The sequence below is a fragment of the uncultured Paracoccus sp. genome, from assembly GCF_947487305.1.
In the GTDB taxonomy this organism is placed as follows: Bacteria; Pseudomonadota; Alphaproteobacteria; order Rhodobacterales; family Rhodobacteraceae; genus Paracoccus.
The window spans coordinates 63,848-76,468 of record NZ_CANKWH010000007.1 but is presented as its reverse complement, the minus strand read 5'-3'; the positions used below and the strand labels follow the sequence as shown (position 1 = coordinate 76,468).

13 protein-coding genes are annotated in these 12,621 nt (G+C 64.6%); 5 read left to right on the top strand and 8 right to left on the bottom strand.

Annotation, left to right across the window (positions count from 1 at the left end):
- Positions 1 to 16: 16 nt before the first annotated feature.
- The 3 genes from Q1A36_RS10410 to Q1A36_RS10400 are packed head-to-tail and all read right to left on the bottom strand — an operon-like array spanning position 17 to position 3,530.
- The gene (locus tag Q1A36_RS10410) at positions 17 to 1,012 is read right to left on the bottom strand and encodes an ABC transporter permease (protein ID WP_299843203.1); all 996 of its coding nucleotides are present in this window, start codon (positions 1,010 to 1,012) and stop codon (positions 17 to 19) included.
- A complete protein-coding gene (locus Q1A36_RS10405) occupies positions 1,009 to 2,529 on the bottom strand; it encodes a sugar ABC transporter ATP-binding protein (RefSeq protein ID WP_299843200.1) in 1,521 nt (506 codons plus the stop codon). The genes Q1A36_RS10410 and Q1A36_RS10405 overlap by 4 nt, the downstream gene beginning before the upstream one ends.
- Positions 2,526 to 3,530: a zinc-binding alcohol dehydrogenase family protein gene (locus Q1A36_RS10400; protein ID WP_299843197.1), complete on the bottom strand. Its 1,005-nt coding sequence runs from the start codon at positions 3,528 to 3,530 to the stop codon at positions 2,526 to 2,528. Before Q1A36_RS10400 ends, Q1A36_RS10405 begins: the two co-directional genes overlap by 4 nt.
- Positions 3,531 to 3,638: 108 nt before the next feature.
- Between Q1A36_RS10400 and Q1A36_RS10395 the strand changes: the two genes are divergently transcribed.
- Positions 3,639 to 4,541 (top strand): GntR family transcriptional regulator, encoded by a 903-nt coding sequence (locus Q1A36_RS10395; RefSeq protein ID WP_299843194.1) that lies wholly within the window; start codon positions 3,639 to 3,641, stop codon positions 4,539 to 4,541.
- A gap of 87 nt (positions 4,542 to 4,628) precedes the next feature.
- Positions 4,629 to 5,459 carry an amidohydrolase family protein gene (locus tag Q1A36_RS10390; RefSeq protein ID WP_299843191.1) on the top strand — a complete coding sequence of 277 codons (831 nt, stop codon included), beginning with the start codon at positions 4,629 to 4,631 and terminating at the stop codon, positions 5,457 to 5,459.
- A gap of 62 nt (positions 5,460 to 5,521) precedes the next feature.
- Here the strand turns inward: Q1A36_RS10390 and clpB are convergent, their stop codons facing one another.
- Positions 5,522 to 8,158 carry an ATP-dependent chaperone ClpB gene (gene clpB, locus Q1A36_RS10385; RefSeq protein WP_299843188.1) on the bottom strand — a complete coding sequence of 879 codons (2,637 nt, stop codon included), beginning with the start codon at positions 8,156 to 8,158 and terminating at the stop codon, positions 5,522 to 5,524.
- Positions 8,159 to 8,320: 162 nt separating this feature from the next.
- Here clpB and pyrF point away from each other — a divergent pair, with 162 nt between their 5' ends.
- The 3 genes from pyrF to Q1A36_RS10370 all read left to right on the top strand — a co-directional run bounded on the left by pyrF (position 8,321) and on the right by Q1A36_RS10370 (position 10,465).
- Positions 8,321 to 8,998, top strand: a complete 678-nt coding sequence (gene pyrF, locus Q1A36_RS10380; protein WP_299843185.1) for an orotidine-5'-phosphate decarboxylase — start codon at positions 8,321 to 8,323, stop codon at positions 8,996 to 8,998.
- Positions 8,999 to 9,210: 212 nt separating this feature from the next.
- Positions 9,211 to 9,651: a hypothetical protein gene (locus tag Q1A36_RS10375; RefSeq protein ID WP_299843182.1), complete on the top strand. Its 441-nt coding sequence runs from the start codon at positions 9,211 to 9,213 to the stop codon at positions 9,649 to 9,651.
- A gap of 94 nt (positions 9,652 to 9,745) precedes the next feature.
- The gene (locus tag Q1A36_RS10370; protein WP_299843180.1) at positions 9,746 to 10,465 is read left to right on the top strand and encodes a hypothetical protein; all 720 of its coding nucleotides are present in this window, start codon (positions 9,746 to 9,748) and stop codon (positions 10,463 to 10,465) included.
- A 27-nt stretch (positions 10,466 to 10,492) separates the two neighbouring features.
- Here the strand turns inward: Q1A36_RS10370 and Q1A36_RS10365 are convergent, their stop codons facing one another.
- The 4 genes from Q1A36_RS10365 to Q1A36_RS10350 are packed head-to-tail and all read right to left on the bottom strand — an operon-like array spanning position 10,493 to position 12,620.
- Positions 10,493 to 10,963, bottom strand: coding sequence for a ferritin-like domain-containing protein (locus Q1A36_RS10365; RefSeq protein WP_299843177.1), 471 nt, complete (start codon positions 10,961 to 10,963; stop codon positions 10,493 to 10,495).
- 43 nt (positions 10,964 to 11,006) lie between these two features.
- Positions 11,007 to 11,465 (bottom strand): NUDIX hydrolase, encoded by a 459-nt coding sequence (locus Q1A36_RS10360; protein WP_299843174.1) that lies wholly within the window; start codon positions 11,463 to 11,465, stop codon positions 11,007 to 11,009.
- Positions 11,458 to 11,733, bottom strand: coding sequence for a hypothetical protein (locus Q1A36_RS10355; protein WP_299843171.1), 276 nt, complete (start codon positions 11,731 to 11,733; stop codon positions 11,458 to 11,460). The genes Q1A36_RS10360 and Q1A36_RS10355 overlap by 8 nt, the downstream gene beginning before the upstream one ends.
- A complete protein-coding gene (locus Q1A36_RS10350; protein WP_299843168.1) occupies positions 11,730 to 12,620 on the bottom strand; it encodes an SPFH domain-containing protein in 891 nt (296 codons plus the stop codon). The genes Q1A36_RS10355 and Q1A36_RS10350 overlap by 4 nt, the downstream gene beginning before the upstream one ends.
- Between the last annotated feature and the right edge of the window lies 1 nt (position 12,621).

Below are 12,621 nucleotides of genomic sequence, written 5' to 3'. Positions count from 1 at the left end.
GTCCGTTCTCTGTGGTTCATCCGGCGCGACGCCGGCGCAGCATGTCAGCGTAAACGGCGAAGATGATGATCGCGCCGGTCACGACGGTCTGCCATTCCTGCGCTACGGACATGATGCGCAGGCCGTTCAGCAGCACGCCCATGATGAGCGCGCCGATAATCGTGCCAAGGATCGAGCCGCGCCCCCCGGCCAGCGAGGTGCCGCCGATCACCACGGCGGCGATGGCGTCCAACTCGTAGCCTTGCCCCAGCGCAGGCTGCGCCGAATTGAGCCGCGAGGCGATCAGCAGCCCGGCAATGCCGCAGATGCCGCCGGCCAGCGCATAGATCGCGACCTTCCAGCCATCGGCATTCACGCCCGACAGCCGCACCGCCTCTTCGTTCGAACCGAGCGCAAAGCAATAGCGGCCAAGCGTGGTGCGGTTCAGCATCCAGGAAATCGCCAGCGCCAGCAGGAACAGGATCAGCACCCCATTCGGCACCGGCACCGCCGGAAAGATCGACCCGATCAGCGAGCCTGTCGAGATCAGCGGGAAGGACGGGGTGTCGTTGAAATAGATCGGTTTCGTCCCCGAGATGACCAGCGACAGGCCCTTGAGGATCAGCATCATCCCCAGCGTGGCGATGAAGGGCGGGATCTTCATGCGGGCAACCAGCGAGCCCGAGATGAAGCCGCAGGCGGTTCCCGCCGCGATGGCGGCGATGACGCCAAGCGGCATCGGCAGGCCCCAGAAGGTCAGCACCACCCCGGCGATGACGGCGGTGAAGGTCATCAGCGTGCCGACCGACAGGTCGATCCCGCCGGTGATGATGACCAGCGTGGCGGCGATGGCCAGCACCCCGTTCACGCTGGTCGCCTGCAGGATCGCAAGGATATTCGCAGTTTGCAGGAAATTCGGCGAGGCCAGCGAGAAGAAGACCAGAAGCGCGATCAGGCTGGCAAAGGCCAGAAGCTTCTGTTGCGCCCCCGAGGCGATGGCCCGGGGCTTGGCGGCGACGGGGGTTGCGGTCATGCGGATGCTCCTTCTGCGGCGTGGTCGCGCCGGGTGGCGAGGCGCATGATCTCGTGCTGGCTGGTGGCGGGGCCGCCGGGCAGGATGCCGGTCAGCCGCCCCTCGCACATGACGGCGATGCGGTGCGACAGGCGCAGCACCTCGGGCAGTTCCGAAGAGATGACGATGATCGCCTTGCCGGCCTCGGCGAGGCTCTGCAGCAGGCGATAGATCTCGGCCTTGGCACCGACATCGATGCCGCGTGTGGGCTCGTCGAAGATCAGGATGTCGCAGTCACGCAACAGCCATTTGGCGATGACCACCTTCTGCTGGTTCCCGCCCGAGAGCAGCCGCACCTCCTGCTGGTCCGAGGGCGTGCGGATCGCAAGGCTGGCGATATAGCTGGTGGCGACCTTGGCCAGCCCGGCTTCGTTCACCCTGAGGAAACGGTCCGAAAAACGGTCGAGCGAGGTCAGCGCGATATTGCCCCGCACGTCGATGCCAAGGGCCAGCCCGAATTGCTTGCGATCCTCGGACAGATAGCCGATGCCCGCGCCCACCGCGTCGCGCGGGTTGCGGATCGTGCGGGCACTGCCATGAACCAGGATCTCGCCCCCCTCGCGCGGATCGGCGCCAAAGATCACCCGCGCCACCTCGGTCCTGCCTGCGCCCATCAACCCGGCAAATCCCAGGATCTCGCCGCGCCGCAGGGTGAAGCTGACATCGCGCACCATCCGCCCGGCGCTCAGGCCCCGCACCTCCAGCGCCACGGGCGCATCGCCGAGATCGGGGATCGCGATGCTGGTCTGTTCGAGTTCGCGCCCGACCATCATCGAGATGATCGTCTCGATCGGCGTATCCTCGGCGGTGACGGTGCCGACATAGGCACCGTCGCGCATGATCGTCACCCGGTCCGAGATGCGGCGGATCTCGTTCATCTTGTGGCTGATATAGACAATCGCCACGCCCTCGGATTTCAGCCGGCGGATGATGGCGAACAACTCCTCCGTCTCGGTCTCGTTCAGGGCCGCCGTCGGCTCGTCCATGATCAGGATGCGCGAACGGAAGGACAGCGCCTTGGCGATCTCGACCATCTGCTGCTTGGCGATGGTCAGCCGGCGCACCTCGGCGGTGGGGTCCAGCGGCACCTTCATCGCGGCAAAGATCGCCTCGGCGTCACGGTTCAGCTGCGCCTCGTCCAAGACGCCCCAGCGGTTGCGCGGCTCGCGGCCGATGAAGATGTTCTGCGCGACCGTCAGATCGGGCATCAGCGCCAGTTCCTGATGGATGATGCCGATGCCCAGATCCTGTGCCGCGCGGGGACCATTGATGCGGACCTCGCTGCCGTTCACCTGCACGCTGCCGCTATCGGCGCTGTAGATGCCGGCGAGGATCTTCATCAGCGTCGACTTGCCGGCGCCATTCTCGCCCATCAGCGCATGAACCTCGCCGGCCTTCAGATCAAACTGCGCATTGCGCAGGGCATGGACGCCGGGAAAGTGCTTCTCGATGGCGCTCATGCGGATGACTTCGGTCATACCGCCGCCTCCATGGTGACGATGGCCTTGATCAGCCGACCACGGTCGGCGGCGAGATCCGGCAGGCGCCGGGGCAGGTCGGCCAGCGCGATCTGTTCCGACAGCAGCGCATCGGCCTCGATCGCGCCCGAGCGCAGCGCCGCCATCACCGTCTCGAAATCGTTGGCGGTGGCGTTGCGCGAGCCGATCAACCGCATCTCGCGCTTGTGGAATTCGGGATCCGAGAAGCCGATGCGGTCCTGCACGATGGAGATCAGGACATAACTCCCGCCATGAGCCACATGGGCAAATCCCGCCTCCATTGCACCTGCATGGCCAGTGGCGTCGAAGACCACGTCGAAGCCATCAGAGGCTGCCGGGTCGATGCTGCCGTGCAGCTGGTGAAACCCCAGCCCTTCCGCCTGCGCCAGCCGCGCGGGCGTGGTGTCCAGCAGATGCACCTCCGCCCCCCTCAGCCGCGCGAAGAGCGCCGCGCCAAGCCCGATGGGACCGCCGCCGGTGACCAGCACCCGGTCGCCCGCCGCGACCTCGCCCCGGCGCACCGCATGGGCGCCGATGGCCAGAAACTCGACCATCGCCGCCGCGTGCAGGGGCAGATCGCCCGCCGGGTAGAGATTCGCCGCCGGCACTGATATCCTTGCGCAAAGACCGCCGTCGCGATGCACGCCCAGCACCTCGATTCGGGCGCAGCAATTCGGCTTGCCACGCTGGCAGGCTCGGCAGTCACCGCAGGCGAGATAGGGGTTGATGACCACCGCATCGCCCTTGGCCCAGCCTGCCGCAGGGGCGGTGACCCGGCCCGACAGCTCGTGACCGATCACGCGCGGATAATTCAGGTAGGGATGCTTGCCCGCGAAAATGTGGAAATCTGTGCCACACAACCCCACGGCGGCGATGTCGACCAGCACCCAACCCTCGGGCGCGGTTTCCGGCAGATCGGCCTCGGTCAGCGCGAACTGGCCCGGGGTGACGCAGGTGCCGCAGAGCATCGTCCTTGCCATTCCAAGCGCCTCCCGTCGCTTTCGGGCTTTTATGATAAAGAACACTAGACGAAGGAATTCGGCGCTGTAAACTGTTTTTAATCGATCAGTACAAATGTACAGGACAGCATGGCCCGGACCGACAGCCGATTTCGTGCGGCCTACAATCAGGCCTTGGATCATCTGGGCGGTCTGACGCCAGGCGATGCCCTGCCGTCCGAGATGAAACTGGCCGAAACGCTGAAGGTCAGCCGGACGGTGGTGCGTGCCGTGCTGAAACGGCTGGCGGAAAGCGGCATCATCGGGCTTGATGGCCGGCACAAGCCGCTGCTCAGGGCGACGCGCAAGAAGGACCGGCTGGCCGAGCGCGAAGACTATATCTCGCTGCGCGAGTTGGAGCGCCGCTTTCTGGAATGGGTCCTGCGCTTCGATGTGCCGGCCGGCACACCGCTGAACGTGGCGCGTCTGGCCAAGCGATTCTCGGTTCCGCCACATCTCTTGCAGGAATTCCTCGCGGGCCTCGGCCAGTTCGGACTGGTCGAGCGGCGCTCGCGCGGTGGCTGGCGGCTTCTGGGCTTTACCGCCGATTATGCCGTGGAGCTGTCGGATTTCCGGCTGCTGCTGGAAGTGAACGCGGCGCGCTGTGTGACCCAGTTGCCAGACAGCCATCCGGTCTGGGCCGAACTGGACCGGCTCGACCGCGCGCATCTGGACCTGCTCGACCGGATCGACAGCGATTTCCACGCCTTTTCACGGCTGGACGAGGACTTTCATGCCGTGGTGAACGGTGTTGTCAGGAACCGCTTCATCGCCGACTTCCAGAAGGTCATCTCGCTGATCTTCCACTACCATTACCAATGGGACAAGCAGCTGGAGCGCGACCGGAACAAGGCGGCCATCGGCGAGCACCGGCGGGTCATCGCGGCGATGCGGTCCCGCGATCCGGTTGCGGCGCAGGCCGCGATGCAAGCGCACCTGGCGACCTCGAAGGAAACGCTGATCGCCTCGCTGCGGGTGAACCAGCTGGCGTGACCGCCAGACCGATTGACAGGGTATTTGCCGTCTCGATAGTGTTTTTTATCATTATGGACGAACGGTCCGGAACGGAGAGGGCTTCGCATGATCGATGCACATCAGCATTTCTGGCAATTGGGTCGCGGTGATTATGCGTGGCCCAACGCGGATGTGGAGCCGATCTTCCGTGATTTCGGCCCGTCGGACCTTGCGCCGCTGATCGAGGCGGCGGGGATCGACCAGACCGTTCTGGTTCAGGCGACGCCAACGGTGGCCGAAACGGAATTCCTGTTGCAGATCGCCGCCCGCACGCCGTTTGTCGCGGGGGTGGTGGGCTGGGTTGAGCTGACCGCGCCGGATGCGGTTGCCACAATCGAACGGCTGCAGGCAGACCCGGCGCTGAAGGGATTGCGGCCCATGCTGCAGGGCATCGAGGACACGGACTGGATCCTGCAGGCGGCAGCCGAGCCCGCCTTGCGCCACATGGCGGCGACCGGCCTTTGCTTTGATGCTCTGGTCCAGCCGCGCCATCTGGAGGCGATCGCGCGCATCGCCACCCGACATCCGGATCTGCGCATCGTCATCGATCACATGGCGAAGCCACACATGGGAGGCGGGCGGGCACCCGAGGCTGTCTGGCTCAACGGCATGGATGCGCTGGCGGCCCTGCCGAATGTCTGGTGCAAGCTGTCGGGTATGATCACCGAGATCGGACCGGACTGGACCATGGCTGGCCTGACCGCCCATGCAGCGCATGTGCTGGACCGCTTCGGTGCGGGCCGGGTCATGTGGGGCAGTGACTGGCCGGTGGTGAACCTCGCCGGCGACTATGCCGGCTGGTATCAGGCGGCGCTGGACCTGACCGCCGGGCTGTCGTCCGAAGACAGGGAACGGGTCTTCGACGGCACGGCGCGGGCGTTCTATGGCCTGACCTGATCCAAGTTGGCACCCAAGGAAAAGGCCCCAGGATCTCCGGGGCCTTTCCATTTCTCTGCGGCTCAGTGAACCGTGTTGCTGCGCGAGCCCTCGCCGACCGCGCCCAGCTTGTGCCCGGCGGTGCCGACATGGTTGCCGACCAGCAGGCCGTTCTCGTTGGCGCTGACATGGACGGTCTGGCCGTCCAGCACCTCGCCTGAAAGCAGCATCTCGGCCAGCGGGTCCTGCAGGGCGCGCTGGATCACGCGCTTCAGCGGACGGGCACCGAAGACCGGGTCATACCCCTCGTCGGCCAGCCATTTCATCGCCTTCTCGTCCAGATCCAGCGTGATCTTGCGTTGCGCAAGGCGCTGTTCCAGCAGCCACAGCTGGATGCGGACGATGCCGTCCATGTTCTCGCGCGTCAGGCGGCGGAAGATGATGATCTCGTCCAGCCGGTTCAGGAATTCGGGGCGGAAATGCGCCCGCACCGCATCCATCACTTCCTTCCGCGCCTCGCCGGAATCGGCATTGTCGGGCAGGGTCGACAGCGCATGGGAACCGAGGTTCGAGGTCAGCACGATCAGCGTGTTCTTGAAGTCCACGCGCCGGCCCTGACCATCGGTCAGCTGCCCGTCATCCAGCACCTGCAACAGCACGTTGAAGACATCCGGATGCGCCTTCTCGACCTCGTCGAACAGGATCACAGCATAGGGACGCCGCCGAACGGCCTCGGTCAGCACGCCGCCCTCGTCATAGCCGACATAGCCCGGAGGCGCGCCGATCAGGCGGGCGACCGAATGCTTTTCCATGAACTCTGACATGTCGATACGGATCATCGCGGATTCGTCGTCGAACATGTATTCGGCCATGGCCTTGGTCAGCTCGGTCTTGCCGACGCCGGTCGGGCCGAGGAACAGGAAGGACCCCAGCGGCCGGTTCTCGTCGTTCAGGCCGGCGCGGGCGCGGCGGACCGATTTCGAGATCGCAGTGACCGCCTCGGACTGGCCGATGACTCGCTTGCCGAGGATCTCTTCCATCTTCAGCAGCTTGTCACGCTCGCCTTCCAGCATCTTGGTCGTGGGAATACCGGTCCAGCGTTCGACTACCTCGGCGATCTGCTCGGGGCGAACACTTTCCTCGACCATCATGCCATCGCCACTGGTGCCATCGGCTTCTGCCAGCTTCTTCTCGAGGCCGGGGATGATGCCATAGGACAGTTCGCCCGCGCGGGCCAGGTTGCCCTCGCGCTTGGCCTGATCCAGTTCGGCCCGGGCCTTTTCCAGCTGCTCCTTGATGTTGCGCGAGCCTTCCAGCTTGTCACGCTCGGCCTGCCAGCGGGCGGTCATCTCGCTGCTGCGTTCCTGCAGGTCCGAGAGATCCTTTTCCAGCCGTTCCAGCCGGTCCTTGCTGGCCGCGTCATCCTCTTTCTTCAGCGCCTCGGCCTCGATCTGCATCTGCAGAATCTGGCGATCCAGCGCGTCCAGTTCCTCGGGCTTGCTGTCCACTTCCATGCGCAGCCGGCTGGCAGCCTCATCTACGAGGTCGATCGCCTTGTCGGGCAGGAAGCGGTCGGTGATGTAGCGGTTCGACAGTTCCGCCGCAGCGACCAGCGCCGCGTCCGAGATGCGGACGCCGTGGTGAAGCTCGTACTTTTCCTTGATGCCGCGCAGGATCGAGATGGTGTCCTCGACCGTCGGCTGCTCGACCAGCACCGGCTGGAAGCGGCGGGCAAGGGCCGCGTCCTTCTCGATATACTTGCGGTATTCGTCCAGCGTGGTGGCACCGACGCAATGCAGCTCGCCCCGGGCAAGCGCGGGCTTGATCAGGTTGGCGGCATCCATCGCGCCATCGGTCTTGCCAGCGCCGACCAGCGTGTGCAGCTCGTCGATGAAGAGGATGATTTCCCCGGCAGCGGATTCGATCTCTTTCAGGATCGATTTCAGCCGCTCCTCGAACTCGCCGCGGTACTTCGCCCCGGCGATCAGCGCGCCCATGTCCAGCGCCATCAGCTTCTTGTTCTTCAGGCTCTCGGGCACATCGCCATCGACGATGCGCAGCGCCAGACCCTCGGCGATGGCGGTCTTGCCGACGCCGGGTTCCCCGATCAGCACCGGGTTGTTCTTGGTGCGGCGCGACAGCACCTGCATGGCGCGGCGAATCTCTTCGTCGCGGCCGATGATCGGGTCGATCTTGCCTTCCTCGGCCGCGGCGGTCAGGTCGCGGGCGTATTTCGACAGCGCCTCATAGCCTTCCTCGGCGCTGGCCGTATCGGCGGTGCGGCCCTTGCGGATCTCGTTGATGGCGGCGTTCAGGTTCTGCGCGGTCACGCCGCCGGCGGTCAGCGCGTCCTTGGCATTGGTGTTGACGATCGCGAGCGCGGTCAGGATGCGCTCGGCCGGAACGAAACTGTCGCCGGCCTTCTTGGCCAGCTGCTCGGCCTCGTCCAGCACGCGCACCATCGAGGGGTCGACATAGACCTGTCCATTGCCGCCCGACACCTTGGGCAGCTTGGCCACGGCCTGATCGACCGCCTGACGCACGGCGCGGGCATCGCCGCCGGATTTGGTGATGAGGTTGGTTGCGAATCCCTGATCGTCATCCATCAGGGCCTTCAGCAGATGTTCGGGCATGACCCGCTGGTTCTCGTCGCGGATCGCGATGGTCTGCGCAGCCTGCATGAAGCCGCGAGACCGCTCGGTGAACTTTTCCATGTTCATCGGCAGTAGTCTCCTTCTGATTAGCCCCCGCTGTCGGACCACCCGTCAAGGCATGGTCAGGTGCGGGTCTTCACTGACCATTTGGTCACGCCCCCACACCCTTTCAAGACAGAAAAAATCATGGCATAAGCCGGGCGTTTGCACAATCTGCAGGGGGTCGGGATGGACGACAGGCTGATCGTGGCGCTGGACGTGCCGAATGCCGTTGCCGGGCTGGAACTGGCGGGGAAACTGGGCGATTCCGTCAGCTTCTACAAGATCGGGCTGGGTATGCTGACCGGGGGCGGGCTGGCCTTGGCCAACGAGCTGAAGGAAGAGCATGGCAAGCGCATCTTCCTCGACATGAAACTGTTCGACATCGGTGCGACGGTCGAGGCGGCGGTGCGCGGGCTGGCGCAGTTCGATCTGGATTTCCTGACCGTCCACGGCGATCCCCATGTGATCCGCGCGGCCAAGGAAGGCGCGGCGGGCAGCAACACCAAGATTCTGGGCGTGACCATCCTGACTTCGCTCGATCGCGCCGATCTGGATGCCGGGCTGATCCTGCCGGGGGATATCCACGAGATCACCGTGGAACGGGCCGCGCGCGCTTTTGACGCGGGCGCCGACGGCATCATCTGTTCGCCGCGCGAGGCGGCGGCGATCCGGGCCCTGCCCAATGCGCGTCTGATCGTGACCCCCGGCGTGCGCCCCGCCGGGGCTGACCTGGGCGATCAGAAACGGGTCGAGACCCCGGCCAGCGCCATTGCGGCGGGGGCGGATCACATCGTCGTCGGTCGTCCGATCTGGAAGGCTGCGAACCCGCGCGCGGCGGCCGAGGCGATCCTGGCCGAGATGTAAGGGCAGCGTTTGCCAAGTGCGATTGATTGTTCTGCCGAAATGTCTGCCGTGGCGAATTGCTAGAACCACATGAGGGCGGACACCACTATTTTGAATTATTAACAGTTTGTTAACCATATATGGCTAGGCAGGTCATGAGGCTTCATACGGGCCCGGTGGCTCGCTTCGCGTTGCTGTCTGCTTATCACGAGATCGCTTGCGAGGGCCGAAAGATGATTAAACCACGTTTCTCTCTGCTGCTGGTCGCCGTCGCGATCACCGCATGTGAAGTCGATCCAAATGCACCTCAATATCAAGAAACGTTTGTTGAGGTAGGGAATGTTTCAGTTGATGTTGAGACCGCCTATCAGATGTGCAGCATTTTTGCGAACGACGCGAGGCAAGCATCGTTGGCAAACGCCGATAGAATCAGCCAGGTTTCCGGCCCGGAGCGATACAATACTCAATGCAGAACGAGCTTCGGCGTGATGTCGTGCCAAAGCGATCGTGTCGTGTCCGACCGGAGTGGCAATGCGTGGAGTTCCATCGGAGATGGCATGCGTGAATCAAGGCAGGCAAATCAGATAGGCAAGGCCACTTTAGCCTCTTGTATGCTACGCGCAGGTTACGTGAGTCGGTCCGTGTGCGTAGCAAACTGCGCTCCGCCTGCCTGACCCCCGACGAGAGATATCGGCGCTCCACCAGAAGAGCAGTTGACCGCCACCGCCACCGCCTGCCACCTTCCCGGCACCAGGCGGAGGGCGGGCGATGGATCAGGATCTGTCAGGCATCAGGCAACAGGCCGAGAATGATCTGGTCCTGTCCTTTCTCGCCGTGCGCCGGGCCATCGGCCTCCTGGGGCTGTTCCTGCCGCTGGCGCTGATCGCCTATGGCATCCTCAGCGGCGAGGGCATCCGGGGCAGCCTGTCGTCTTATTACTACTCGCCCATGCGCGAGATCTTCGTCGGCACGCTTTGCGCGCAGGCGGTGTTCCTGTGGAGTTACGAGGGCTATCGCACTGTCGAGGCCAACTGGCTGACCGACCGCAATCTGTCGCGGGCGGCGGCCTTGGGTGCCGCCGGGATCGCGCTGTGGCCGACGATCCCCGAGGCTGGCGCGCCAGAGGTGGTCTGCACGCTGACGCAATGCCTGCTGGGTCTGCAGCTTACGCGGTTCGTGCATTTCGCCGCCGCGCTCATGTTCTTCGGGGCGATGGCGGTGACGTTCCTGTGCCTCTTCACCCGTGGCGACGAGGGCGAGCCACTGAAGCGCGGCGCGAACCGCATCTATCGCATCTGCGGCTGGACCATCATCGCGGCCTTGCTGCTGATAGGTCTGGTGCAGTTCACCCCGCTCGGGGCGGCGATTGCCGCATGGAGCCCAGTCTTCTGGCTCGAGGTGCTGGCCAGCGCCGCCATCGCCGCCAGCTGGTCGGTGAAAGGCCGCTCGCTGCAGCCGCTGGTGCAGATGATGGTGCCGCAACGCTAGGCTGCGGCACCTTCGGGTCGGAGCCGTTCAGGCATTGACCTTGGTCACGGCGATGCCGGTCAGCTTGTTGTTGGCGGCCTTTTCCATGTCGAGGATCTGGCCCAAGATGTCGGCGGCGTCCTTGTGGCCCAGTTCCTTGGCCCATTCGCGCAGGGTGCCGTAACGGGCGATCTCGTAATGCTCGATCGCCTGCAGGCAACCCAGTGCCGTGGCGTCCAGCGCCACGCCTTCGGCCTCTTCAAGCACGCCGTCACATTCCTTGATCAGCCCTTCGATGGCATCGCATTTCTCGCCCTCGGGCTTTTCGCCGATGGCCTTGAACACGTCCTTCAAGAGCGCGATCTGGGACTTGGTTTCGTCCATGTGACCCTCGATCGCCTTCTTCAACTCGGCATTCTTCACGGCCTTGGCCACTTTCGGGCCGGCCTTCAGGATCGCGTTCTCGGCGTAATAGACGTCTTTCAACGTATGCGAGAAAGCGTCGGCAAGCGTCTTCATGATGGTCCTCCAATTGGCCGCTCTGGCCCTGGTAGACCAACCTTCAGGGGCGCGCGGGGGTTGCCTTGGGACCGCTTGATAATTGTTGGCCAAGCGCCGCACTGATCCAGTTGCGGAAGGCCGGAACGGATCGCGGATGGGCAAGGTAGTCGGCGATCGGCATCATCCGCCATTCCTGCCCCTCATCACCAAAGCGGATCGCGGCGATCTCGGCCTCGGTGATGGCGCCAACCAGCAGCCATGAGAAAAGGCCGGGGCGTGACATCGAGGGAAAGGCCCGCGCTGTCAGCCGCTCGGGCGGCAGCGTCAGGCTGTATTCCTCGAAAAGTTCGCGCAGCCCGCACTCCATCGGCGTTTCGTCACCCTCGCGGCCGCCGCCGGGAAGGTCCCAGTGGCCGGGATAGGGGATGCTGTCGATCTCGTCGCGCAGATGGGTCAGCATCTCGCCGCCCCGCATCAACAGCAGCTTGGTCGCGGCGAAATCGGTGGAGGGCTCAGTCATTGTCGTTGATGTCGCGTTCCCAGACCCGGACCTGATCCTTGCGGACCCCGGCCATGCGGCGCAGGAGATACCAGATCACCCCGGAGAAGATCGCGGTGACGACCAGCGCCATGGGCAGCCCGCCGGACCAGAGCCCGATCAGCAGCACAAGCCCCATCAGCGCCACGGCGATGGCAAGGCCCAGAAACACCCATGCCGGCACCAGCAGTTCCAGCAGCGCCAGCACCAGCGCCGCAATCAGCCAGAGCCAGCCATTGTCCCAGCTCATTTCCGCGTCCCCGCCAGCAGCCGGAAGGCGTCGGTGAAGCTGTCGAGCGCGGCGGCGGGCAGGATGACGGTCTGCTTGCCGCTGCCTTGCCCCACGGTGGTCAGCGCCTCGACCTGCTTCATCGCCACCTGGTATTGCGCCGCCTCCAGCCCGCCCTTGGCGATGGCCTCGGCGATGGCGGTGGTGGCAAAGGCCTCGGCCTCGGCCAGAATGCGCTTGGCCTTGGCCTGCTGCTCGGCGGCATAGAGATCGGCATCGGCCGCCAGTTCGGTGGAGCGGCGCTTGCCCTCTGCCTCCGTCACCTGCGCGCGGCGGGCGCGTTCGGCGTTCAGCTGCTGCAGCATGGCGGCGCGGGTGGCTTCGTCCAGGTTCACGTCAAGGATCTCGGCCCGTGTGACCTCGATACCCCAGTCATCGACGATATTGGCCAGCGATTCGCGGATCCGTTCGATCAGATGGGCGCGGTTCGACTGCACCTGATCCAGTTCCATCGTGCCGATCTCGGACCGCACGATACCTGCCACCGTGGTCGAGATGGCGGCGTCCACATCACGGATGCGGTAGACGGTCTTTTCCGGCTCGATGATGCGATAGAAGACCGAGGTCTCGACCTGCACCAGCACGTTGTCGGCGGTGATCGCGTCCTGCCGCGTGGTCGGCAATTGCCGCTCGAGGATCGAGATCTTGTGCGCCACCCGGTCCAGATAGGGGACGATGAAGTTGATCCCCGGCCCCAGCACCGAGCGCAGGCGGCCGAAGCGCTCGACCACGTATTTCTCGGATTGCGGCACGATGCGGACGGCCTTGCTGACGGTAACGAAGATGACGATCGCCAGAACGATCAGCGCGATGTTCTGGGTCAAAAGGCCGATTAGCTGGTCTTCCATC

Bases quoted from the DNA above. Each gene is read 5' to 3' on its own strand.
- Q1A36_RS10410 (WP_299843203.1), bottom strand. From the start codon at position 1,012: ATGACCGCAACCCCCGTCGCCGCCAAGCCCCGGGCCATCGCCTCGGGG.
- Q1A36_RS10405 (WP_299843200.1), bottom strand. From the start codon at position 2,529: ATGACCGAAGTCATCCGCATGAGCGCCATCGAGAAGCACTTTCCCGGC.
- Q1A36_RS10400 (WP_299843197.1), bottom strand. From the start codon at position 3,530: ATGGCAAGGACGATGCTCTGCGGCACCTGCGTCACCCCGGGCCAGTTC.
- Q1A36_RS10395 (WP_299843194.1), top strand. From the start codon at position 3,639: ATGGCCCGGACCGACAGCCGATTTCGTGCGGCCTACAATCAGGCCTTG.
- Q1A36_RS10390 (WP_299843191.1), top strand. From the start codon at position 4,629: ATGATCGATGCACATCAGCATTTCTGGCAATTGGGTCGCGGTGATTAT.
- clpB (WP_299843188.1), bottom strand. From the start codon at position 8,158: ATGAACATGGAAAAGTTCACCGAGCGGTCTCGCGGCTTCATGCAGGCT.
- pyrF (WP_299843185.1), top strand. From the start codon at position 8,321: ATGGACGACAGGCTGATCGTGGCGCTGGACGTGCCGAATGCCGTTGCC.
- Q1A36_RS10375 (WP_299843182.1), top strand. From the start codon at position 9,211: ATGATTAAACCACGTTTCTCTCTGCTGCTGGTCGCCGTCGCGATCACC.
- Q1A36_RS10370 (WP_299843180.1), top strand. From the start codon at position 9,746: ATGGATCAGGATCTGTCAGGCATCAGGCAACAGGCCGAGAATGATCTG.
- Q1A36_RS10365 (WP_299843177.1), bottom strand. From the start codon at position 10,963: ATGAAGACGCTTGCCGACGCTTTCTCGCATACGTTGAAAGACGTCTAT.
- Q1A36_RS10360 (WP_299843174.1), bottom strand. From the start codon at position 11,465: ATGACTGAGCCCTCCACCGATTTCGCCGCGACCAAGCTGCTGTTGATG.
- Q1A36_RS10355 (WP_299843171.1), bottom strand. From the start codon at position 11,733: ATGAGCTGGGACAATGGCTGGCTCTGGCTGATTGCGGCGCTGGTGCTG.
- Q1A36_RS10350 (WP_299843168.1), bottom strand. From the start codon at position 12,620: ATGGAAGACCAGCTAATCGGCCTTTTGACCCAGAACATCGCGCTGATC.